22 protein-coding genes are annotated in these 21,303 nt (G+C 68.8%); 7 read left to right on the forward strand and 15 right to left on the reverse strand.

The window, feature by feature from the left end; genetic code table 11:
• Position 1: 1 nt before the first annotated feature.
• From ftsA to Q9Q40_10445, 3 genes are read left to right on the forward strand one after another with little or no spacing between them, the layout of a single operon-like run.
• Entirely contained in the window at positions 2-1,255 is a 1,254-nt protein-coding gene (gene ftsA / locus Q9Q40_10435; GenBank protein ID MDQ7007640.1) for a cell division protein FtsA, read from the forward strand.
• A gap of 49 nt (positions 1,256-1,304) precedes the next feature.
• Positions 1,305-2,609, forward strand: coding sequence for a cell division protein FtsZ (gene ftsZ, locus Q9Q40_10440; protein MDQ7007641.1), 1,305 nt, complete (start codon positions 1,305-1,307; stop codon positions 2,607-2,609).
• A 3-nt stretch (positions 2,610-2,612) separates the two neighbouring features.
• Entirely contained in the window at positions 2,613-3,659 is a 1,047-nt protein-coding gene (locus Q9Q40_10445; GenBank protein MDQ7007642.1) for a diguanylate cyclase, read from the forward strand.
• A gap of 122 nt (positions 3,660-3,781) precedes the next feature.
• Here Q9Q40_10445 and Q9Q40_10450 read toward each other — a convergent pair whose 3' ends face one another.
• From Q9Q40_10450 to Q9Q40_10460, 3 genes are all read right to left on the reverse strand, one after another.
• Positions 3,782-4,765 (reverse strand): M23 family metallopeptidase, encoded by a 984-nt coding sequence (locus tag Q9Q40_10450; protein MDQ7007643.1) that lies wholly within the window; start codon positions 4,763-4,765, stop codon positions 3,782-3,784.
• A gap of 345 nt (positions 4,766-5,110) precedes the next feature.
• Positions 5,111-5,824, reverse strand: a complete 714-nt coding sequence (locus tag Q9Q40_10455) for a response regulator transcription factor (GenBank protein ID MDQ7007644.1) — start codon at positions 5,822-5,824, stop codon at positions 5,111-5,113.
• Entirely contained in the window at positions 5,821-6,381 is a 561-nt protein-coding gene (locus Q9Q40_10460; protein ID MDQ7007645.1) for a DUF4188 domain-containing protein, read from the reverse strand. Before Q9Q40_10460 ends, Q9Q40_10455 begins: the two co-directional genes overlap by 4 nt.
• A gap of 111 nt (positions 6,382-6,492) precedes the next feature.
• On the opposite strand from Q9Q40_10460, the gene Q9Q40_10465 reads away from it, so the two are divergent.
• A complete protein-coding gene (locus tag Q9Q40_10465) occupies positions 6,493-7,767 on the forward strand; it encodes a hypothetical protein (protein MDQ7007646.1) in 1,275 nt (424 codons plus the stop codon).
• On the opposite strand, the gene Q9Q40_10470 is transcribed toward Q9Q40_10465, so the two are convergent.
• The 10 genes from Q9Q40_10470 to Q9Q40_10515 form a co-directional block, all read right to left on the reverse strand.
• The gene (locus tag Q9Q40_10470) at positions 7,759-8,700 is read right to left on the reverse strand and encodes a hydroxymethylglutaryl-CoA lyase (protein ID MDQ7007647.1); all 942 of its coding nucleotides are present in this window, start codon (positions 8,698-8,700) and stop codon (positions 7,759-7,761) included. The genes Q9Q40_10465 and Q9Q40_10470 overlap by 9 nt on opposite strands.
• A 10-nt stretch (positions 8,701-8,710) precedes the next feature.
• Positions 8,711-9,925, reverse strand: a complete 1,215-nt coding sequence (locus Q9Q40_10475; protein MDQ7007648.1) for an MFS transporter — start codon at positions 9,923-9,925, stop codon at positions 8,711-8,713.
• Entirely contained in the window at positions 9,922-10,335 is a 414-nt protein-coding gene (locus Q9Q40_10480; GenBank protein MDQ7007649.1) for a secondary thiamine-phosphate synthase enzyme YjbQ, read from the reverse strand. The genes Q9Q40_10475 and Q9Q40_10480 overlap by 4 nt, the downstream gene beginning before the upstream one ends.
• 38 nt (positions 10,336-10,373) lie before the next feature.
• Complete coding sequence (locus tag Q9Q40_10485; protein MDQ7007650.1) at positions 10,374-11,444, reverse strand: hypothetical protein; 1,071 nt, start codon at positions 11,442-11,444, stop codon at positions 10,374-10,376.
• Entirely contained in the window at positions 11,441-12,154 is a 714-nt protein-coding gene (locus tag Q9Q40_10490; GenBank protein MDQ7007651.1) for an NRDE family protein, read from the reverse strand. Before Q9Q40_10490 ends, Q9Q40_10485 begins: the two co-directional genes overlap by 4 nt.
• Positions 12,142-12,693 (reverse strand): hypothetical protein, encoded by a 552-nt coding sequence (locus tag Q9Q40_10495; protein ID MDQ7007652.1) that lies wholly within the window; start codon positions 12,691-12,693, stop codon positions 12,142-12,144. Before Q9Q40_10495 ends, Q9Q40_10490 begins: the two co-directional genes overlap by 13 nt.
• 94 nt (positions 12,694-12,787) lie before the next feature.
• Positions 12,788-13,621 carry a TrmH family RNA methyltransferase gene (locus Q9Q40_10500; protein ID MDQ7007653.1) on the reverse strand — a complete coding sequence of 278 codons (834 nt, stop codon included), beginning with the start codon at positions 13,619-13,621 and terminating at the stop codon, positions 12,788-12,790.
• A 14-nt stretch (positions 13,622-13,635) separates the two neighbouring features.
• Positions 13,636-15,222 carry a DUF1957 domain-containing protein gene (locus Q9Q40_10505; GenBank protein MDQ7007654.1) on the reverse strand — a complete coding sequence of 529 codons (1,587 nt, stop codon included), beginning with the start codon at positions 15,220-15,222 and terminating at the stop codon, positions 13,636-13,638.
• A complete protein-coding gene (locus tag Q9Q40_10510; GenBank protein ID MDQ7007655.1) occupies positions 15,219-16,139 on the reverse strand; it encodes a DUF4912 domain-containing protein in 921 nt (306 codons plus the stop codon). The genes Q9Q40_10505 and Q9Q40_10510 overlap by 4 nt, the downstream gene beginning before the upstream one ends.
• Positions 16,140-16,253: 114 nt before the next feature.
• Positions 16,254-17,273 carry a TlpA disulfide reductase family protein gene (locus tag Q9Q40_10515; GenBank protein MDQ7007656.1) on the reverse strand — a complete coding sequence of 340 codons (1,020 nt, stop codon included), beginning with the start codon at positions 17,271-17,273 and terminating at the stop codon, positions 16,254-16,256.
• Between the two features lie 57 nt (positions 17,274-17,330).
• Between Q9Q40_10515 and Q9Q40_10520 the strand changes: the two genes are divergently transcribed.
• The 3 genes from Q9Q40_10520 (at position 17,331) to Q9Q40_10530 (ending at position 19,783) form a co-directional block, all read left to right on the forward strand.
• The gene (locus Q9Q40_10520; protein MDQ7007657.1) at positions 17,331-18,305 is read left to right on the forward strand and encodes an RluA family pseudouridine synthase; all 975 of its coding nucleotides are present in this window, start codon (positions 17,331-17,333) and stop codon (positions 18,303-18,305) included.
• Positions 18,302-18,994, forward strand: a complete 693-nt coding sequence (locus Q9Q40_10525; protein MDQ7007658.1) for a LysM peptidoglycan-binding domain-containing M23 family metallopeptidase — start codon at positions 18,302-18,304, stop codon at positions 18,992-18,994. The genes Q9Q40_10520 and Q9Q40_10525 overlap by 4 nt, the downstream gene beginning before the upstream one ends.
• A gap of 96 nt (positions 18,995-19,090) precedes the next feature.
• The gene (locus Q9Q40_10530; protein ID MDQ7007659.1) at positions 19,091-19,783 is read left to right on the forward strand and encodes a response regulator; all 693 of its coding nucleotides are present in this window, start codon (positions 19,091-19,093) and stop codon (positions 19,781-19,783) included.
• Between the two features lie 15 nt (positions 19,784-19,798).
• Here Q9Q40_10530 and Q9Q40_10535 read toward each other — a convergent pair whose 3' ends face one another.
• A complete protein-coding gene (locus tag Q9Q40_10535) occupies positions 19,799-20,149 on the reverse strand; it encodes a hypothetical protein (protein ID MDQ7007660.1) in 351 nt (116 codons plus the stop codon).
• A 335-nt stretch (positions 20,150-20,484) separates the two neighbouring features.
• A complete protein-coding gene (locus Q9Q40_10540) occupies positions 20,485-21,300 on the reverse strand; it encodes a metallopeptidase family protein (protein MDQ7007661.1) in 816 nt (271 codons plus the stop codon).
• Positions 21,301-21,303 lie beyond the last annotated feature (3 nt).

Consider the following 21,303-nt stretch of genomic DNA (forward strand, 5'->3'; position numbering starts at 1 on the left):
CATGGCAAAAAACCCGGACACGATCACCTGCATCGATATCGGCACCACGCGTTGCAGTTGCGTGATCGCCCAGCTCACCCCTCCGGAGGGCCTGGAGGTGGTAGGCATCGGTGCGTCGCGGACCGAGGGCATTCGCAAGGGCGTCATCATCAACCTCGAAGCCCTGGTCAACACGATCAAGACCGCTGTCGAACAGGCCGAGGCGATGGCGTCTCGCAGCGTGGAGGCCGCCCTGGTCAGTGTGCCGGCAGCCCAGGCACGCTCGTTTTCGTCACGGGGTGTGGTCACGATCCAGAATCGGGACAAGGTGGTTTCCCGCAAGGATCTCCAGCGCGTACTGGAGACCGTGCGCGCTGTACAGATTCCCGACGGCCAGGCGATCCTCCACGCCCTGCCCCAGGAATACACCCTCGACGGCCAGGACGAGATCCAGGATCCGGTGGGCATGACCGGCACTCGGCTGGAAGCCAGCGCTCACCTGGTGACGATACCGCAGCAGGCCGCCCAGCACGTGGTCAGCGCGCTCAACCACGCGGGCATCGAGGTCGTCTCGCTGGTCTATCCCCAACTCGCCTCCGCCGAGGCCGTACTCAGTCCCGAGGAACGGGAGCAGGGTGTCTTCCTCATCGACTGCGGGGGCGGCACGACGGACGTGGCGTTGTTCGAGAAGGGGGCCCTGTGGTTCACCGCATCCGTACCGGTGGCGGGTGACCTGATCACCAACGACATCTCGATCGGCCTGAGAGCTCCGGTTCCCGATGCGGAAGACGTCAAGCGCCGCCACGCGCGAGCCGCTCCCGGCGGAGACGACGACATGGTGTTCGAGGTGGCCACCGTCTGTGACAATCCGCCGCGGCTGGTGACCGTCGACCTGCTGACCCGGATCGTCGGGCCCCGGGTGCAAGAGATCTTCGAACTGGTGCGGGAGTGCATCGACAAGGCCGCTCTCCGGGGGAGAGCACCGGCCGGCGCCGTATTGGTGGGTGGCAGCGCCAACCTGGCGGGACTGCCCGACGTGGCCGAGGAGGTGCTGGGCCTCCCCGTGCGGGTCGGCCTGCCCCGTGAAGTGGGAGGACTGGTGGAAGAGATTCGCTCGCCGGGGATGGCCGTACCGGTGGGGCTGGCGGTGTGGGAAATCCGTCGGGGAAGGCGGGAACGGGCCCGGGAACTGACCCGCAGCACCTCGCCAAGGTTGTTCAAGAGGCCACTGGAATTGATGCAACGCGGTCTGGGTTGGTTCGGAGAGATGTTCTGATGGGTCGGACGACCCGCCGGGGACGGCCCCGGCAGGAAGCGGGAGCGAAATGATGAGCAACGGTGACGCGGTGGGCCTCCATTTCACGTTGGAAGACCTCGAGGATACTTCGCCGGCAACCGGGAGCACGGAAACCGCAACGGAGAACGAGAAGATCGATGCGGCTCCGCCGGGAGCGATCATCAAGGTCGTGGGCGTCGGCGGAGGCGGCGGCAACGCCATCAATCGCATGATGAGCGCCGGCGTCGAGGGCGTGGAGTTCATCGCCGTCAACACCGACTGCCAGGCCCTGGCCGCCAGCCAGGCACCGGTGAAGATCCAGATCGGCCGGCGGCTGACCCGCGGCCTGGGCTCGGGCGCCCGCCCCGAAGTGGGCCGGGAGGCGGCCCTCGAGGACGACGAGCGGCTGAGGGAAGTGATGCATGGAGCCGACATGGTGTTCATCACCACGGGGCTCGGCGGCGGTACGGGAACCGGTGCCAGCCCCGTCATCGCTTCGCTGGCGGCGGAACTCGATGCGCTGGTCGTGGCGGTGGTGACCAAGCCCTTCTCCTTCGAGGGCCGGCGACGGCGCGAGCAGGCCGAGGCGGGTGTGGCCGAACTGCGCAAGAGCGTCGACACGGTGATCTGTATCCCCAACGACAAGCTGCTGCACACGGTGGACCGCAACACCTCGGTCCCCCAGGCCTTCAACCTGGCCGACGACGTGCTGCGGCAGGCGGTACAGGGCATTTCCGACCTGATTCTCACCAACGGCGACATCAACCGCGATTTCGCGGACGTGCGCACGGTGATGAAGGGCATGGGCATGGCCCTGATGGGCACCGGTATCGCCGAAGGCGAAAACCGGGCCGTGGAGGCGGCCCAGCAGGCGGTGTCCTCACCGCTGCTGGAAGACGCCTCGATCCAGGGCGCCCGCGGTGTGATCTTCAACATCACCGGCGGCGAGGACCTGACCCTGCACGAGGTCAACGACGCCGCATCGATCATCCATGACGCTGCCGATCCCGACGCGACGATCCTCTTCGGCTACGTCACCCGGCCGGAGATGAACGGCAAGGTCAAGGTCGCGGTCATCGCCACCGGCTTCGAGTCGGCGGCCGCACAGCAGGCCGCCTCTCGACAGGCCCCGGCGGGCCTGCAGCGGATGCCCGTGGAAATGCTCGAAGATGCCGACGACACCCGTCATCCCTCCGTGGCGGCGGACGCCCCGGTGCCGGTGACGATGCCGGTCCAGCAGCGTCTCAATCTCGAGGACCTGCCCGGCCTGGACGACGGGATCCTGGCCAACCTCAACGCGACCGGTCCCCGGGACCTGGCCATCCCGACCTTTCTGCGCAGGGCGCAGGACTGAGCCATGGCTCCCGGGCGCGGCGCGAAGCGAGTGCTGATCATCGACGATGACCAGGATGCCCTGGACCTGATGCGCTCGCTCTGCCTCGACGCCGGCGTGGAAATCGACGCGGCGATGGACGGCGCGAGTGCGGTGCAACGGGCCCTTGAGCACCCGCCGGACCTGGTGATCCTGGACATGGTCCTGCCCGACACCGGGGGTATCGACATCCTGCATCGGCTGCGCGCCGAGCCCCGGCTGACCGCGGTACCGGTGATGGTGGTTTCCGCCCGGCGGGACCAGGCCTCCAAGATCGCCGCCTTCGAGGCGGGGGCCGACGACTATGTACACAAACCCTACGACCTGCGGGAAGTCCTCGCCCGACTGCGTTCCCAGCTCTCCCGGAGAGAGTTGCTGGAGAAACTCGAGCGCACAAACATCGAGCTGCGGCTGGCCAACGAACGGCTCGAAGAACTGGCCATCACCGATGAGCTGACCGGCCTGGCCAATGCCCGGCACTTCAGAAACCGGCTCGAGGAGGAGTTCCTCCGTGCCGAGCGCTACGAGACATCGCTGGCCCTGGTGGTGGTGGACCTCGACGGGTTCAAGGCGGTCAACGACGACTTCGGCCATCACGCCGGGGATCGCCTGCTCTCCCAGGTGGCCGGCCGCCTGGTGGCCCAGGCCCGCTCGACAGACATCGTCTGCCGGGTCGGGGGCGACGAATTCGCCTTTCTCCTGCCCCACACCGAACTCGACGCCGCCGAACATCTGGCCCACCGGCTATGCGAGAAAATCGGCTCCGCCCCCCTGCGCCTGGTCGGCGGCAAGCTGGCCGCCGTGGGCTTGAGTTGCGGGGTCGCCGCATGGCCCGAGTGCGCCGCCATCGGCTCGTCCAGCGACCTGTTCATCGCCGCCGACCAGGCCCTCTACCGCGCCAAGCGGGCGGGCAAGGGTGTGGTCGTCTGCGCCCCATCGGCTGCCGGGGAGACACCCCGCGCCGAAAACGAGGAGTCCGCGAGGAAACGGCCCGGCTTCCCGACTTCCCCCCGGGAAGCCGAGGCCCGCTAGCCGGAGGCATTCGTGTTCTCACGAATCGTCCGGACTGCACGGCAGGGGGGAAGGAGTTTCCGGTGGAGCCGTGTATCAGGCACTTTCCCGCCACGTCGCAGCGCCCGACGCGCCGACGTGTGTCACTTCCCCTGACACGCCTGTTCCCCACTTCCCCAGGCTCCCATCTCCTTCCCCCCTGTTTTCTCCATCTCCCTGTCCTCCCCCGGCAGCCCGTGCCACGAACCTCTTCGATCCGAGGAACCGCCGAAAAGGGCCGGATCGAGGAGGGCGCGGGGATCGAAAGGACGATCCCCGATCTTCGCCCCCCAGTGCAGATGGGGCCCGGTGACACGTCCGGTCGCCCCTGACAGGCCCAGTCGCCGGCCTCGCTCGATCCAATCACCTTCCGTCACGTCGATCCGCGAGAGATGGGCATAGAGGGTGAACAGCCCCATGCCGTGGTCGAGGATCACCAGCTTTCCCGAATAGTAGAACTCGCCGGCCACGACGACCGTTCCGGAGGAGGCCGCCCGGACGGGAGTCCCCACATCGGCCCGCAGATCGAGGCCCGAGTGGGGAGCGCGGGGAACGCCGTTGAACACGCGACGCAAACCGAAGCGGGAGGTGGGCGCCCCTGCGACGGGCCGCAGGAAGGGCCGGGTCGGCCAGGGCAGCGGCCGGCGGCGCCGATAGATGCGCGCCAGGCGAGCCTTTTCCCGTTTGATGCGCAACAGGGCTTCGGCCGGGGGATTGACGTGACGGGGCGCCACTTCCAGGCGTTCGAGGGGAAAACCCGCCTCCCCGATGGTCAATCTTCGGCTCGCGTGCAGGATCCGCTCTCCGCACCGGGCTTCGATTTCCACCTGCGCGACTCCGGCCTCCTCGGTCAGTCCCACCACGGCCCAGGCGGCCCACGCCGAGGCGGCCGGATAGTCGTCGATGGGGGCGAAGGCCAGATCCCGGCCACGAAACGTCCCCCGCACACGGTCCAGAGCGCTCGCGGCACGCACCACGACACGCAGCACCTCGCCGGGAACGACGCGACGGGCATGGATTTCGACGCGCAGCCCACCGGTGCCGGCCGATTCGGGAAGGGGGCCGGCACTCGCAGCGAGAAACGACACGAGTACGAGTCCGACTGGAAAGACACTGTTCATTTTGAGTCCTCACCCGGGGGAACCTATATCTTGCGTCGAAACAGGAGGGCAAGCTCTTCGAAACACTGCGAAGCCATCGAAGCCCCTCTTGATCGCCGGGAGGACGACTCGTTCCCGTTTCGGGGCACCGAGCTCAGGCCGCAAACCCACTCCAACACACAGCACAGTCGGCGCACTCCCCCCCCCCTGCCGACCGTGAGCCTGAGCCGGGGCGAGGGGCGGGGCGTTTTCCCGGCACCCTATCGGCGGGGCTGCTTTCCGGCGGCCCCGCCTTCTATTTTTCCAGGGAGGAGATCCGGGCCCACGCAGGGCTCACCCGGCGGACACGCCCGGGCCCCCAGCGTCGAGCTTGTAACCGAATCCGCGCACGGTCACCAGGTGACGGGGCCTGGAGGCGTCTTTCTCGATCTTCTTGCGGATGCGATGAATGATCACGTCGAGACTGTTGGTGTTGAACTCTTCGGCGAAACCCCAGACGTTCTCGAAGACCTGCTCCCTGGGAAGCGGACGACCGGGATGACGGGCCAGGTAGGCCATGACCTCGAACTCCCGCTGCGTCAGGCCGGCCCGCTCCCCGTTCACGAGAGCATCCCGCTGGGTGAAGTCGAGCACCACCTCGCCGAGTTCGATGCGATCGGGACGGGTGGAGCGCATGGAGTAATTCCGGGCTCGCCGGAGTTGGGCCCGCACCCGGGCGAGCAGCTCACCGGATTCGAAAGGCTTGGTCAGGTAGTCGTCGGCGCCGACCTCCAACCCTTCGACCTTCTCCCGCGCGCCGCTGCGGGCTGTGAGCATGATCACCGGCAGGAACCACTTGGCCCGCAGCTCCCGGCAGAAAGTGATGCCGTCGGTCCCCGGCAGGCCCACGTCGAGGATCAGCAGATCGAACTCGGACTGCTCGAGATGCTCGATCGCGTCCTCGGCCGTCGGGGCGCCCACCGCCTGGTAGCCCTGCGCCTGCAGCAGCCTCTCGACCAGGCGCAAAGTCACGCGGTCATCTTCGACGATCAGGATTTTCGCGCTCACTTTGGGTGCGGTCCTCCACCCGTAGCCCGGCCCAGCATGGCCTCCGCCGAAGACGACGTCAAGTCCTGTCCACCCAGTGCGATACGGCCCGATGCGCGGCCTGCCCGGCCCCGCGCCGGCACCACGGAAGCGACCGCCCGCCCCAAACCGAAGAGCGGCATCGCGTTGTAGACGGTTTCGTACTTCCCCGGCTCGATGATATAGGTTTCGTGCCAGACGCCGATGGACCCCGCCGGACGCAGTCGCTGGGCATAGTCGGTCCACGCTTGCCGGTGCCCGCCCTCCCGCCGGCGGGCCCAGGCCTCGACATGCTCCCAGGACTCCCAGTACTGGACGCTGAGCATGGGATGGCCCCACCACCACTGGTAGGCCAGCAGCCCCTCGGCGGGGTTCTGTTCGAGTTCGCGGTGCAACCGCCGAAACACCCGCAGGGCCTGCCAGGCATGATCGACGCGCCACCACTTGTTGATTCTCAGCCCGACGAGCAGCACGACGAACGGCCGATCGTGAATCGCCGTCACCGCTCCACTCACGATTCCCCGCCGGTTCTTTCGCACCCGGTCACCTCTTCCCGCCGCCTCCCCGCCGCGCACAGCCGGGCCGGAACGGGGAAAGCGGTTCTTCCGAACAGGTCCCAAGGGAAGATAGCATGGGCATTGGAGACGACCATGTCCGCAGCCGCCTCGAACTCGACTTCCACACCACCCGCACCCGCCTGTGCGGTGATCACCCCCATCGGCCCGGGCCACGAAGAGATGGCCGTCTTGGCCCGGGCATCGGTGGAGGCGGCCTTCGCGGAGGACCCGGGCATCTTCGCCTCCTGGCGCTGGATCGGTATCGACGACAGTCAAGGCCGGCTGGGACGCTCCCGGGCCCGGAACCGCGGTGTCGCCGAGGCGGCCGCCGGTGGCGCGGAGTGGATCTTTTTCCTCGACGCCGACGATCTGATGGACCGGCAAGCCTTCGGCCATCACGCGCCCTACGCCGACACCGTCGATGGTCTGTGGGGCCTGATCTCGGCCTTCTCGGCCGAGCAACCCGCCCCACGGCTTCGGGAGGGCCAGCTCGGACCCACCGACGACCTGTTGTTGATCGTGGTCAACGACCCCTTCCTGACCTTGCAGATGGGCCACTTCGTGCGCACCCGGGTAGCCCTCCAGCACCCCTTCGACGAGACTCTCGATGCCGGGGAGGACTTTGACTACTACCTCCGAGTCTGGGCCTCTTCGCGCTGCAGAAAGATCGACCGGCCTCTTTTCCACAATCGCCGGGGGACCCACGCCGGCGGCCCGAAAAGCCCCGGTGCGGCCCAGTGGCGCCGTTCCGTGCGCCGCCTGCTGGCTCGCCACGCCCGCCTTCTCGAAATCACGGCCCGGGTCGAACATCGAGGCCGGCACTTCACCTTCCACATCGACGACCCGGTCGCCGGCTTCCAGCAGGAGCTGATCCACGGCCGGCTGCCCCGGGCTTCCGAGCTGGACAAGGTGCTCGCCCTGCTGCCGCCCCGACCGCGCATCCTGCTCGTCGGCGGCGGTGAACTGGGCCCGGCCGCCGTCTTCTACCAGCATTTCGCGCACCCCCTCGAACCGGGCTGGCTGGTCTGTCCCACCGAGGCCATCGGCGACGCGTTGGGTCCGGCCAAGCCGCCGTTCGTACGCCGACGGATCGGCGGCCCAGGCCCGGACATCCTGCCCGGGACGAAAGCCTGGAACCTGGTGCACCTGGATCACCCGGGCCACAGCCTCGCCTGGCTCGAATCCCTGCGACCCGTCGTCGATGCGCAGACACTGCTCTACATGGAAATCGCGGGCAGCGAACTGGCGCCCTTCCTCGACCTCTGCCGGCAGGGGCTGTGGCGTCCCCTCGAGGTCCTGCGCGAGACCCATCGCCAGGCGATGCTGTTCCGCCCGGGCACGACGTCCGGAGGTCCGGACTCAGGCTGAGTCCTTGCCGTAGAAGGAGCGGGCCAGGGCATAGCGGTAATAGCGGGAGGAAAGGCTCACCCCGGCAGACTGCTCGAGCCAGCGGGAAGTCTCCACCAGTCGCCCCACGTCCACCCCGGTGGCGAAACCGAGCCCCTCGAGCAGGTTGACCAGGTCTTCGGTGCCCACGTTGCCCGATGCCCCCGGAGCGTAGGGGCAGCCTCCTGTTCCACCCACGGAGCTGTCCAGGCGACGCACGCCGGCCTGCACAGCCACCAGGGCGTTGGCCAGAGCCAGGCCCTGGGTGTCATGCAGGTGCAGCACCAGCTTCTCGGGCCCCAGCACTTCCAGCGCCCGCTCGCAGCCCTCGCGAATCTGCCCGGGCTGCCCGACGCCGACGGTGTCCCCCAGGGAAACCCCTTCCACCTCGAGCTCGGCCAGGGTCCGGACCAGGTCCAACACCTGGTCGAAGTCGACCGGGCCTTCGAAGGGGCAGCCAAAGGCGGTGGACACGTAGGTCCGCAACACCAAGCCCTCGGCCGCCACCCGCCGGGCGATGGCGCGGATTTCTTCCAGGCTCTGCTCCCGGGTGCGATTGATATTCTTGCGATTGTGGGTCTCGCTGGCCGACATCACCGTGGCCACGTGGGTCAACCCGGCACGGATCGCTCGCTCGAGCCCCCGCATGTTGGGAATCAGCCCCCAGTAGACCACGCCGGGGCGACGCCGCACCCGGGCCGCCACCGCCTCGGTATGGCTCATTTGCGGCACCCAGCGCGGATGCACGAACGAGCCGATCTCGATCTCGCGCAGACCGGCGTCCGCCAGGCGTTCGACCAGCTCGACCCGCTGGTCCACGTCGAGCAGGCGTCGCTCGTTCTGCAGGCCGTCCCGCGGACCGACTTCGGTGATGCGGACCGGTAGTTTGCCGTCGTCTCGTCGCTGGTCGCTCATCCCCGCGAGCCTAGCCAGCGCCACCGACAGGCGTCAAACGGCCGGCCCGCCTGAGGCGAACGGCCAGCAGCAGGGCCAGCGCCGCCCCCACGACCAGCAGCGCGCTACCGCCGAAGCTCGGCAGGCCGATGCTGGAGGCAAAGGCGATCTCGGCGGCGAAGGGGCCGACGATCCGACCCAGGCTGGAGAGGGACTGGTATTGCCCCATCACCCGCCCCACCTGCTCGTCCGGGGCGAGCTGGGAGGTCAGGGACGCCAGGCTGGGCGTGGTCAGGCCGATACCCAGGGCCAGGCCGGCCAGCACGGCCAGCAGCAGGGGAAAGGCCTTCACCAGGGGCAGCAGCCCCAGGGAGATCGCCGCGAGAACCACACCGAAAGTGATCAGCCGCGCCTCACCGAAGCGCCTGGAGAGACGTCCGACCAGGCCCCCCTGCACGATGGCGGCCAGCACTCCCGCGTAGACGAAGAGAAACGCGATCTCGCGTGGCTCAAGCCCGTAGACCGCCAGGAGGAACTGGGCGAAGGTGGTCTCGAAAGCCGAAAAAGCCGTGATGACCAGCAGGATCAGCACCAGGCAGATGCCCAGCAGAGGATCACGCAGCACCTGGGTCAGCACAGCCCAGTCCAGGCGGCGGCGCGGGAGAGTCGAGCCGGTCCTCAGGAACCTGGTTTCAGGCAGCAGCACGAGAACCAGGATGGCCGCGGTCAAGGACGCCAGGCTGGCGGCCACCCCGGGCCAGGCCTCGCCGTAGTGCACCAGCAATCCGCCGAGAGCCGGCCCGAAGATGAAACCCAGGCCGAAGGCTGCACCGATGATTCCCATCGCCCGGGTGCGCCCCTCCGGCCCCGTCAAATCGGCGATGACGGCCTGGGCGGTGGCGATATTGGCCCCACAGACCCCGGCCACGATGCGGGAGGCGAAGAGCAGAAGCATGGAATCCGCCATCGCCAGCAAGGCATAGCCGGCTGCCGCCCCCAGCATGGAAATCACCAGCACGGGACGACGGCCGACGCGATCGGAGAGGGCGCCGAGCAGGGGCGAAAAAATGAACTGCATGGCCGAGAAGGAGGCCATGAAAAGCCCGAAAAGCCACCCCGGGGGATCGTACTTTTCCGCGTAGAGAGGCAGGATCGGGATCACCATCCCGAACCCCACCAGGTCGATGAAGACGATCAGGAAGAGCACACCCACCTGGCGGCTACCAGGCCGCTTCGCGCGCGTCATCGGTCGGCCAGGACTCGCACGTGGACCCGCCGCCGGTGAGGAGCGCGCCGGTGCTCGAAGAGGTAGAGCCCCTGCCAGGTGCCGAGCAGGAGACGGCCCCCGGCGATGGGAATCACCTCGGATGTGTGGGTCAAAGCCGAGCGCAAATGAGCCGGCATGTCGTCGTCTCCTTCCGCCGCGTGCTCCCAGGCCGCCGATTCCGGGGCCAGGCGGGAGAAAAAAGTCAGCAGGTCGCGCTGCACCGACGGATCGGCGTTTTCCTGGATCAGCAGGCTGGCGCTCGTGTGCAGGACGAAGACCAGTGCCAGCCCCTCGTCGACCCCGCTCTCCTCCACGACCCGGGCCACGCGCCCCGTAATCTCGTAGAGCCCCGCTCCGCGGGTGGCGATTTCAAGATGGACCGCAGACATGGCGGGCCATCGTTCCACCAGCGGCGCCGGCCCGCAAGTCAGCGCCCGCTCGATCGGCGGCGCCGATGGTCCAGCGCCGCTCGCAACACCTGCCCGAATCCGGCCCCCCGGTGGCCCCGTCGCCGCTGCCGGGCGCCGATCCGGGCCGCCAGGCTCCACTGGCGGAAAAACACCCGGTAGGCAGCCAGCAGGGAAAACGACGGGTCGTAGACATGAGCCGCCTCGGATACCAGGCCGTTGAGTTCGACGACCTTGAAGCGGCCCCGGCGGAAGGCCTGCTCGGAGGGGGCACGCAGGTCGAAACGGCCGAAATGAAAGCCCTCGACGGCCGAGGCCAGCCGGTCGACGGCATCCTCGAGGGCCGGGGTCCGGAGGTGGTTCCCATCGAGGAAGATCGCTCCCCGGCAGTGGGTGCCCAGTTCCCCGAGCCGCACGCGTTCGCCGGCGGCGGGGACCTCCGCCAGGCGGCCTGCCAGGCCCTCGCAGTAGACCCGGGCCAGGGCCACGGCGCGAGGGTCGTCATAGATCAGCTCCTCGAGGCAACGGCGGCCGTCTCCCACCACCTCGGCCGGGCGCTTGTCCGTGATCGAAAAGATCCGCCCCCGAGCCTCACCGGGCATGCGGGTGTAGAAGACGCCGTACTCCCTGCCGGGCACGTACTCCTGCAGCACCAGGGGCCCCGGCTCGGCGGCCAGATGGGCGCGGGCCTCGGCCCCGTCATGCACGATACCCACCCCGCGCCCCCGGGCGCCGCTGTCGGGCTTGAGCACCACCGGCCAGTCCAGGCCGAGCCGGGCGGTGGCCTCGAGCAGGCGCTCGGTGCGACGGTCCAGGTCGGGATCCGGTGCCAACAGCCACGAGCGGGCCACCCGTTCGTCGCAGGAAGACAGCGCGGCGAGGATCCGGATCTTGGATCCCCCGATCACGCCGGCGCTCCACAACTTCGTATTGACCGAGGTGAATACGGACAGACCGCCGTGGCGGAGAGTCAGCCACAGGATCCAGGCGACGATCGGCGGGTAGAGCGCCCAGGGGGGCCAGAACTCCCAGCGCTTCCAGCGCAGCCACCACCCGGCCAGGCGGCGGCGCCAACGGTGGGCCGGCCTCATCCGCCCCGCCCCAGCACCAGTTCGCGACACAGCGGCACGCCGCCCCGGCAGGGAGGCCCGCCGATGTACTCCATCCGGGCCCGCCGACCGGCGACACGAACACGCGTGTAGCTGACCGTCGCGGCGTCGGGACGGTGCATGCACACCGAATAGGGCCCCTTTTCCGGCGCATGGCAGCGGTGCAGCGCGGTCAGGCGCGCGCTGGTCGGCTCCCCCACCTCCCGGAAGACTTCCCGGCGTCGCCGATCCACGCCCCGGGAATCGAAACCTGAGGAAACCAGCGGCAGGTCAGCGGCGATCAGCGCGCGCCCGCTCAGCCGGCGACCGTCCCAGGTCCAGCAGAGCCCCCCGGCCGCGGGATGAAAGACGGCCAGGTCGAAGGGTGCATAGCGCTCGAGCCGCTCGCTGCCGAGGGCCTCGCCCAGATGCCGGAGATCGCCCAGGGATGCCAGTTCGGCGACCAGCAAACCCCGACTGCGCTCTCCGCTGCGACCTTCCCGGTCGTACCGGTTGAGCAGGGCCAGGCCGATCCCCGCCGCATTGACCGCGATCCAGGTGCCCCCGGCCTCCCCGTCCACCGGCGCGACGAAGCTGCAATCGCCGCCGCTCACCACCCGGGGGGGCGCCGCCTCGCGGCGGGCCCGGGATTCGTCCCGATTGAAATGGAGTTCGTAACCACCGCCGAAAAAGAGCCAACTCAGGGTGCACACGGGGCCGCATCTCCCCAGTGCTGGAGGGTCGACGGCGCCACGCCGAAAGCGCGATCCACCTCTACACCCAGTTGACGCAACATCAGCGCGATCAGTGCGAAATGATGCACCGTGTGGGAGAGCAGGAAGAGCATCTCCCGCTCGAGAGACGAGAGGATCCACTCGCCCCTCAGCTCCGCTCCGTCGCCGTAGCGATCGGCCTTGACCTCGAGCCGATGCCGAACCGGCCCGGCGTCGATGGCCGCCAACTCGTCCTCCAGGGCCCGGAGCGCCGCGATCGCCGCGGCCGGCTCGTTCTCGAGGGCCGGATCCCGCTGCCGCCGATCGTAGTCGATGCGTCCGGAATCCAGGTCCCGCAGCAAGCAGCGGTAGTAGTCGATGCAGTGCCGGAACTGACCGCCCACCGACCCGCTCGGCCCGCCGAGCAGCGGTCGGCGATAGAGTTCCCCGGACAGTCCCTCGAGCAGCGCCCGGCCCTGACGGAGAAAAAAGATGTTCTGACAGGCCGGACGGACGTTCCCAGGGGTGTTTCGGCTCATGCTCTCTCCGCACTGTGTTCGCGCACGCTTCTTTCGACAGTTCAAACGCCCCCTCCTGCTTTCTCGGATGCCGCGGGAGGAACCGACGTTTCGCTCACCCTTCCCGGCGTTCGCGCCGACGTTCGCCATGTTTGTCGAACATGCCCTCGGGCGCCTCCTCCGGCCCCCCGGGAGGGATGCCCGCCACCTTGGCCACCCATTCGGTCTGATGCAGCAGGGCGCGGATCACCCGCAGGTCCCGCCCGGTCAAACCCGTACGGGCGAAGAGCTTGCGCCAGGCCCTGAGGATCGCGTCGGGATTCTGATAATGCAGGTAGCCGATCCGCACCCAGACCCGACGAGCATGCTGAAACATCGCCTCCACGCTTTCCCGGTCGGCGGGCTCGGACTGTTCTTCGTCCACCCGACCGTAGTCACCGGCCCGGGCGGCCGTCGCCAGGGCATAGCCCACGACCGCCACCGAATGGGCCAGGTTCATCGACGGGTGGGCCGGATCGGTGGGAATCCAGATCACCCGCTGGCAGAGGTCGAGTTCGGCGGTGGAAAGACCGTGAGCTTCGCGACCGAAGACGATGGCGGTCTCCCAGGGGGCCCGCCAGGGCGCCAGCTCCTCGAACAGTTCGCCCGGTGTCTGCACCGGCCCCCGGCGACGGCCCAGGCGCCGGGAGGTGGCGATCACCATCCGACAATCGGCCACCGCCTCGAGCAGGCTTCCGTGCCGGCGGACGCCCTCGAGTACCTTCAGGGCCTCGTCGCGGGCATACCACCGCGCCTCGTCGGAGTCCGGATCGGCGCTGCCTCCCACCAGGTGCAGACGGGTCAGGCCGAAGTTGCTCATCGCCCGGGCGAGCTGGCCCAGGTTCCCGTCATAGGCGGGCTCGACCACCACGACACGCACGCGGGAGAGCCCGGCTACCAACGATTCCATTCGATCGCTCCCGCTCATGCGAAGTCGGCCAGGTCGAGGGAAGGAAACAGACCGTCGCGTTGCTCGCACAGAGCGAGAAACTCTTCGTCGATATTTCCCGATTCCAGCATGGCATCGAGGCGATTGAAACGCTGCACGTGCTCGACAAAACGCCGACGTGCATAGTCCACGGCCGTCCCGGTGCTCATCAGGAAGGGCCAGTCGCTGGACTGGGCCAGCATCATTTCCCGGGCCATCTGGGCCAGGACCCGGTCGGTGGACGCATCCCGGCCCTCATGGCGACGCAGTTGGGCGATGAAACGCTCCCCCACGCCCACCAGATGAGGCATGCACCACTCGTTGGCGGCTCCGAGCCAGACGTCGAAGTAACCTCCGGCGCCCCACGTGCTGGCCTCCAGGGCGACCACCTGTTGCTCGGGCCAGCGCTCGAGAACATCCATCGGGCTGAGAGCATCGAGCCGGTCGGTGTCGTAGGCCACCTTGCGCAGCAGCGATTCGAGGAACCAGGGGCCCTCGAACCACCAGTGCCCGAAGAGTTCCGCGTCGTAGGGGCTGGTGATCACCGGCGGCGCGCCGAAGCGACCGGCGAGTTCCCGCGCGTCGGCCACCCGGCAATCGAAGAAATGCCCCGCGTGGTCGTGGGCTCGTTGTCGGGCCCAACCGGGGTGATACGGTTCGCGATGATCGTCGCCGCGACCGGTGATGCGATAGTACTTGAGCCCGGTGAACATCCGGGTGCCGTCCGGATCGATGTGATCGCGCACGTGCTCGAGGGGCAGGTCCCAGCCCACGTCCCGGTAGAACTCCCGGTACAGGGGATCCCCGGGATAGCCGGCTTCGGCCGACCAGACCTGCCGGGCGGGTTCGAGGTCGCGGGCGAAGGCCGCCACACCGTACTCGGTGTAGACGGGGGCATGGACTCCCCGGTGCGGCGCAGGATCCGCGGTGAGCACGCCGTGGGCATCGACGATGAACCAGCGCAGATCGGCCTCGGCCAGGTAGCGATCGAGACCCGGGGCATAGGCGCACTCCGGCAGCCAGATCCCCCGCGGCGAGCGTCCGAAAAGACGGCGATGCTCACGCACGGCCGTGCGCACGTGACCCCGCACCAGTCCGGGGCGCTCCATGAGCATCGGCAGCAGGGGGTGGGTTCCCGCGCAGGTGGCCAACTCGAGCATGCCGGCCTGTTCGAGACGGGCCAGTTCGGCCGGAATATTCCGCTCGAGCTGCAGGTAGAGCGAGCGCAGCCCCTCGAGCCGCTCCTCGTAGAACAGCACCACCGGGTGGAGGCCCTCGTCGCCCGCGGTACGGCGCTTTTCCTTGGCCACCAGGGCCAACAGGTTGTCGAAGTAGCCGAGCGTACGCTCCTGCAGCAGGGCATCGTCGAGCATCGCGCCGACGGTGGGCGAAACGTCCACCGTCAACCGCGCCGGCACGCCGTCCGCCTCGAGAGCCCGCAGGGCCTGGATCAGCGGCAGATAAGTTTCGGCGACGGCCTCGTAGAGCCAGTGCTCTTCCATGTAGAAGGGAAGCTCGGGATGACGCACCCAGGGGAGGTGGGCGTGCAGCACCAGGACCAGGGCGCCGGCGCTGCGCATCATCCCCCGCTTCCCGGCCCCGAAAAAGGTCCCGCGGGAGAGGTGGGGCCCCACTTGCGAGGCGAACTCGGAGCCGGCTCCCCGGGATCGAGAAGGTCATGACGGCTGGCCGCCGACCCACGATGCGCGCCCTCGTCCCCGGCTCCGCCGGACGCCGGCTCTCCCGCGCCCCCTGCCGGGGAACCGTCACGGCCCGGCTGCGGGGTCGAGGCCCGAGCCAGGGCCGCCTGCGCGCGACGCCGGTCCTCCTCGCCGGTGGCGGCCCGGGCGGCGACGCCGAGGCGCCCGGCGAGCCGCGCACCGGGACCCAGGCGGTTGTCGCCGGGAGCGTGCCCGGGACGGGGCGGCGGTTCCGCAGCCAGCAGCGCCCGCCGATCCAGGTCGGGATCGAGGGCGGCCAGCTGCGCGGGGCCCTCTCGCCGGGACTCCGGCGGCGGCGGCATGCGCACCCATCCCGAACGGGCGAGGGTCTGAAAGAAACCGTCCTCCCGCTCGATGCCGATCACGAGGCGAATGGCCTGGGGGCGGGCTTCGAGACTGATGTGGTAGGTCCCGGAGCGCCGGGCCGGTCCATGTTCCGCCAGCAGACGATCGTCGGCGTCCAGGACCCGCAGCCGGAAACGGTCCCAGCCGGCCGCTTCCACCTGGGCCAGAGCCTTGGCGTCGTTGATGTCCCAGACAGCCACCACGGTCCCCGGAGAGCGGATCCATCCGCGCACGATCGTCAGGTGGTAACCCGGCGGGGGGGGACCCAGGGCCTCGGACAGCACCTTCTCCTGGGCGCCGAGATCGAAACGCGAGACCTGGACCGCCAGTTCACCTCCGGCGGGCAGTTCCGGCCCGGACGCCGCCGGAGGCCCGGCCGGAGCCGATTGCTTCCGGGCTCGCGCCTTTTGCTTTTTCGAAGGCTTTCCGGCCATGGTCGTTCCTCCAGCGCGGGTCGCAGGCTTCACGCCCCGCCGAGATTGTCCTGCACCCGGGCAGCGGACGCCACGGGGCCGGGGCCCGGCAGAAGATCGGGGGAGAGGGGTGGATCAGTCGCTGCCGAGCCACCGCCCCCAGTCGACGTTTTCGCCGATCTTGATGCCCAGCACCTCGCCATCGGCCGAAAGCAGGTAGCTCGATGGAGTCTCCCGGGCCATCAGAGCCTTGGAGATCGACCGGTCCTTGTCCAGCAGGTGCGGCCAGGGGTACTGGCCGATCATGCCGGGGACTTCCCGCGCCAGATAGGGGGAGTCCGCCCGGGCGATGTCGATGATCAGCAGGTCGTCCGGTCGGGCCCGGGTGTACCAGTCCCGGAGCTTGGGCAGGGCCCGCTTGCAATGGGGACAGGTGGGCGACCAGTAGAAGAGAAGCGTCTTCTTGCCTTCCTGGCGCAGATCGGAAATCTTGCGCCAGGTGGTGCCATCGAGGAGGGTCCCCGCAAGGTCGGGCAACTTGCGGCCCAGCAGACGGTAGACCGGCCGCGAAGGAAGCGTGCCCAGGTTGGGCACCGGCTTGCCCGAGGCGGCCAACTCGAGCGCCCGGGCGATGGTCATACCGGCAGGACTGTTCTGCTGGACGTCACCACCACCCACCAGGCGCAGGACACCACCAGCGTCGATCAGGGCGAAGGCAGGGGTCTTGCGGATACCGAGGATGCGAGCGAGCTGTCCCCCGTCCTGGCGCGCCGGCAGGTCCGGCAGGCCCAGGGCGTCGAGGCGGGTGCGGATGCTCTCAGGGGCCTGGGAAGCAGCCAGGACCGCCACGGGAAAGACCACGGCCCCGGTGGCACGGGTCTTCTGCAGGTCCACCGCGCCGGTCAGGGCCGCCTCGGACAGGCCGTCCCCCGGGCGCCAGTAGGTCACCAGGACCGGACGCTTGCCCACCAGGGGAGCCAGATCCCGGCCCGCAGGCCCGCCCTGGCTGACGATCAGGCCCGCGGGCAGCGCATCGCCGGGGGCCACCATGGCCCGCTCTCCGTACTGGGCGAGACCGGGCAGGAAAAAAGCCGCGACCGCCAGGGCCGACAGCAGCCGGGTGGAAAACCTGGGGTTGGGGTGGGTTCGCTTCATGATCGGAGCATTATCCAGCATTCCCACGTCGCTCGCGAATCCGGTAACCTCTCCGGCGTGAAAGACAGCGAAGCCATCACGCGAACCCGTTTCCGGGTGCATCCGGCCATGGCGGGCTACCGCCTGGATCAATTCCTGATGCGGATGATCCCGCGGCTCTCCCGCAATCGCATCCAGAAAGCCATCGCCCGGCGGGTGCGCTTGAGCTGGGATGCCCCGGTCAAGCCTTCCACCCCCGTACGGGAGGGGGGCGAGGTGATCATCGAAAGCCCACACCCCGAGGAGGCTTCCATCGACTTCGACCCGGTGGTGCTCTACGAAGACGAGGACCTGCTGGCGATCGACAAGCCTCCCGGGCTCGTGGTCCACCCGACCCACAACCACCTGCGCAACACGGTCATCTCGCTGCTGCGCCGCCGGCGCGGCGAGGACGACCTGACCCTGGCCCACCGTCTCGATGCCGAGACCTCGGGCGTGCTGCTGCTCAGTCGCCATCGCTGGGCGGCGCGAAAGCTCCAGACCGCCTTCGAGCGGGGAAAAGTGCGCAAGCACTACCTCGCCCTGGTTTTCGGGCACCCCGTCGAGGACGCTTTTGTCTGCCGCCAGCCCCTGGGCTATCACTCCGCCGACACGGTGGTCTACCGCCAGTCGCCCCTGGCGGCGCAGACGCGGGAGTGCGAGACCCGTTTCCGGGTGTTGCGCCGGGTCGGTCGCCTGAGCCTGGTGGAGGCCGAGTTGCTCACCGGCCGGCGGCACCAGATTCGGGCCCATCTGGCCCTCGAGGGCCATCCCGTGGTGGGCGACAAGCTCTATGGGCTGGAGGACAGGCAGGTCCGGCAGTACCTGAAAGCGGGCGAACTGGACGACGCCCTGCGTGAGCGCCTCGGTGCGGATCGCTGCCAGCTCCACTGCCACTCGATGGTCTTCCCCCACCCCCGGCGCGAGTCGGGCGAGATCGCGGTTCGAGCCGAGATGCCGGCGGACATGGCCCGCCTGCTCGAGCAAGCCTCCTCCATGGAGCGCGAAGCGTGAGGCCCGCGCTGATCGCGTGGACCCTGGCCGCGGGCCTCGTCGCCACCGGCTGCGGCACTCACCGCATGGCGGCCCGGGCCCCGGTCGTGGAAGCGCCCACGCCACGGGGCGTGATCCACGTGGTGCGCCGGGGACAGACTCTCTGGCGCATCGCCCGCACCTATGGCGTGCCCCTCGAAGACATCGCGCGGGCCAACCACCTGGACGATCCCCGCAGGCTGGCCGCCGGGCAGAAGCTGCTGATTCCGGGAGCCACCCGGGTGCTGGAGGTCCCTCCCGCCCAACCCGCGTCACCCGCCGAACCCGGGCCCCTGGTGAAGGACGGCTGGTCCTGGCCGCTGGACGGGCCGCTCTCCTCCCGCTTCGGAGTCCGGCGGGCCCACGGTCGCCACCAGGGCATCGACATCACCGCCCCGGCAGGCACGGCGGTCCGCGCGGCCAGGAGCGGCCGGGTCACCTTCGCCGGCCGCCGGGGTCGCTATGGTCGACTGGTGGTGATCGAGCATGCCGGGGGGTTTTCGTCCTGGTACGCCCACAACCAGTCACTGGCCGTCCACCGCGGCCAGGAGGTCGAGCGAGGGCAGGTCATTGCGCGCTCGGGACAGTCCGGCAACGCCACCGGGCCCCATCTGCACTTCGAAATCCGCCGCCGGGGCAGGCCGATCGACCCCAGCCTCCTGCTCCCCTGACGGGAATCTCTCGGCGTGCCCGCTGGCATCCGGCCGACGCGGGACCCAACTTGGTCCTTGACCCCCCGGTTCCAGACCGGGAGGCGGAGGTCCGGGATGTCCCATCAGGAAGTCGAATTCCCCTGTCCGGCCTGTGGTACGGTCAACAGCATCGCCGAGGCGAAAGTTCCCGAAAGTGGCGAGATTCGCTGCGGACAGTGTGGCGAGACCGTGGCCCTGCACCCGGGGCCCGCGAAGACCCTCAGCGGCGGTCACCCGGTCCGGGGAAGTTCCCTGCCCCCGGCTCCCTCGAGCCTCACCGACACGCTGATTCGGGTCGAGGAGTACGCCGACGAAACCGTTTCCGGGGCCGCCGAGGATGTCTGCTGCCCCCAGTGCGGCCACCGTTTTCCGGTGGAGGAAGGCCGTGGCGGCGGCTCGACGGTGCTGGTGGTGGAAGACACCGATTTCTTCCTGCACCTGGCCACGGAGGTTCTCGGCCGGCGCTACCGCACCATCGGCGTGCGCACCGTCGCCGAAGCGCGGCAGGTGCTGGCCACCTCCCCCGTACACCTGGTCGTCCTGGACCTGACGCTCCCCGACGCCGAGGGCACGGAAGTGCTCCGGGCCCTGCCCCGGCCCGACATTCCCGTCCTGATCTACACCAGCCGAGACGAAACCTCGCTGCTGGGCCCGGAATGGCAGGCCCTTTCCTCCCTTGGCGCCAGTGACGTGATCCACAAGGGGATCAACATCGAAGACGCCCTGCTGCGCAAGGCGGAAGAGCTGCTCGCCCACCAGCCGGTCTGACCCGGCCGACCGGGATCAGGGCGCCGCGGGAGACTGGCTGCAATCGACCAGGCACTGGGCAAGAGCCGATTCGGCCTGATGCTCGCAGCGCGTGCGCGCGAGGTCCGCCCGGGAACGAGCCGACTGGTACGCCGTCTGGCAGCGCAACTGGTCGAGGAAAGACTGGGCCTGCTCGAGGCAGGCTTCCCGGTCGGCGGCCGCCTGGGCCAGGGCCTGTTGGTGAGCGTCCACGCACTGGGCCAGATCTTCGGCGTACTGCTGCTGGCAGAGTTGCTCGCACTCCCCGGCCGCCACCGCCAGGCCCACGAGCGACCATGCCAGGCTCGCGGTCAGAAGCAGGAATCCCGCATATTTTCGTAGTTTCATCGCTCTCCCCAGTGGAAACGGCCCACTAGCGCACCGCCCCGTTCTCCGCGTTCCGGTCTCCCCGCCGGCCGACATGCCGGCGACACCGCGCCAAGGTTTACGATGATCGAGCAGGAAAACCAGCGAACAAGAGGGAAATGCCACGGTTTTTTTGCAGCACCGAGAGCCTCACCCTCCGCCGCAGTCCGCAACCGTTCGTTTTGTGGGGCCGCCGCCCGACACCGGGCCCGGACCTTTTCCATCGAGCGCGACGCCACCCGCGAAGAAAGATTTCAAGGGAAGATTTCACGGACGAAGGCTTCCGGGAGGGGCGGCCCACTGATGCGTGTTGCAACCTAGGCCAGACCGCGGTCGGCGAGTTCTTCCTCGTCGAAGCCCAGGAAGTGCCCGATTTCGTGGAGCAGGGTCAGTCGGATCTCCTGCAGCAGAGTCTCGCGATCGCCGCAGAAGCGTTCGAGGTTGCGCTGATAGATGAAAATCGTCGCGGGCACATCGGGCAGGTCCCCCTGGCTGCGCTCGGCCAGGGGCACCCCGACGAAAAGACCGTAGAGGCAGGGATCGAGAGGAGGATCGTAGGCCCGCAGATCGTCTTCTCGAGGCAAATCTTCCACCAGAATGGAGATATTGACCATTTGCGAGCGCAGTTCGTCGGGCAACTCTTCGAGGGCCGCGGCGACAGCGTTGGCGAATTCTTCGCGGCTGATCCTCACCGGCCGGGGATAGGCGTCGGGGTCGATCTCGTGAGCCACGCGGAAGTAGCGCTCGGCGAGTTCGAACTGGCTCCTGCGCTCGAGACACAGGGCCATCCAGTAGGAGGCCTGGGGGTCGTGAGGCTCGATTTCCAGTGCCTTGGAGAGGGCCGCCTCGGCCGCCGAGAACTCGCAGAGTTCGAACAGGCACAGCCCCAGATCAGCCAGTGCCGCCAGGTCCTCCGGCTCCTCGGCGAGCATTTGGCCCAGGTAGTCGGCGGCCTCGTCGTACCGTGCCTGTTCGATCAGGGCCGAGGAGAGGGCCCCCCGCGCCTGCTGGGAGCCGGGACGCAGCATCAGCGCCCGGCGAGCCTGGGCCTCGGCTTCCCCGAAGTCCTGCTGCTCGAGGGCTCCGTGGGCCCGCCGGAGGAGCTCATCGTGATGGCGTCGCGGTCGATGCATGAA

Source organism: Acidobacteriota bacterium, assembly GCA_030949985.1.
Taxonomy (GTDB): Bacteria; Acidobacteriota; Polarisedimenticolia; order J045; family J045; genus JALTMS01.

Excerpts from the sequence above, each read along its gene's own strand:
- ftsA (MDQ7007640.1), top strand. The coding sequence starts at position 2 with ATGGCAAAAAACCCGGACACGATCACCTGCATCGATATCGGCACCACG.
- ftsZ (MDQ7007641.1), top strand. The coding sequence starts at position 1,305 with ATGATGAGCAACGGTGACGCGGTGGGCCTCCATTTCACGTTGGAAGAC.
- Q9Q40_10445 (MDQ7007642.1), top strand. The coding sequence starts at position 2,613 with ATGGCTCCCGGGCGCGGCGCGAAGCGAGTGCTGATCATCGACGATGAC.
- Q9Q40_10465 (MDQ7007646.1), top strand. The coding sequence starts at position 6,493 with ATGTCCGCAGCCGCCTCGAACTCGACTTCCACACCACCCGCACCCGCC.
- Q9Q40_10470 (MDQ7007647.1), bottom strand. The coding sequence starts at position 8,700 with ATGAGCGACCAGCGACGAGACGACGGCAAACTACCGGTCCGCATCACC.
- Q9Q40_10475 (MDQ7007648.1), bottom strand. The coding sequence starts at position 9,925 with ATGACGCGCGCGAAGCGGCCTGGTAGCCGCCAGGTGGGTGTGCTCTTC.
- Q9Q40_10480 (MDQ7007649.1), bottom strand. The coding sequence starts at position 10,335 with ATGTCTGCGGTCCATCTTGAAATCGCCACCCGCGGAGCGGGGCTCTAC.
- Q9Q40_10485 (MDQ7007650.1), bottom strand. The coding sequence starts at position 11,444 with ATGAGGCCGGCCCACCGTTGGCGCCGCCGCCTGGCCGGGTGGTGGCTG.
- Q9Q40_10495 (MDQ7007652.1), bottom strand. The coding sequence starts at position 12,693 with ATGAGCCGAAACACCCCTGGGAACGTCCGTCCGGCCTGTCAGAACATC.
- Q9Q40_10500 (MDQ7007653.1), bottom strand. The coding sequence starts at position 13,621 with ATGGAATCGTTGGTAGCCGGGCTCTCCCGCGTGCGTGTCGTGGTGGTC.
- Q9Q40_10505 (MDQ7007654.1), bottom strand. The coding sequence starts at position 15,222 with ATGATGCGCAGCGCCGGCGCCCTGGTCCTGGTGCTGCACGCCCACCTC.
- Q9Q40_10510 (MDQ7007655.1), bottom strand. The coding sequence starts at position 16,139 with ATGGCCGGAAAGCCTTCGAAAAAGCAAAAGGCGCGAGCCCGGAAGCAA.
- Q9Q40_10515 (MDQ7007656.1), bottom strand. The coding sequence starts at position 17,273 with ATGAAGCGAACCCACCCCAACCCCAGGTTTTCCACCCGGCTGCTGTCG.
- Q9Q40_10530 (MDQ7007659.1), top strand. The coding sequence starts at position 19,091 with ATGTCCCATCAGGAAGTCGAATTCCCCTGTCCGGCCTGTGGTACGGTC.
- Q9Q40_10535 (MDQ7007660.1), bottom strand. The coding sequence starts at position 20,149 with ATGAAACTACGAAAATATGCGGGATTCCTGCTTCTGACCGCGAGCCTG.
- Q9Q40_10540 (MDQ7007661.1), bottom strand. The coding sequence starts at position 21,300 with ATGCATCGACCGCGACGCCATCACGATGAGCTCCTCCGGCGGGCCCAC.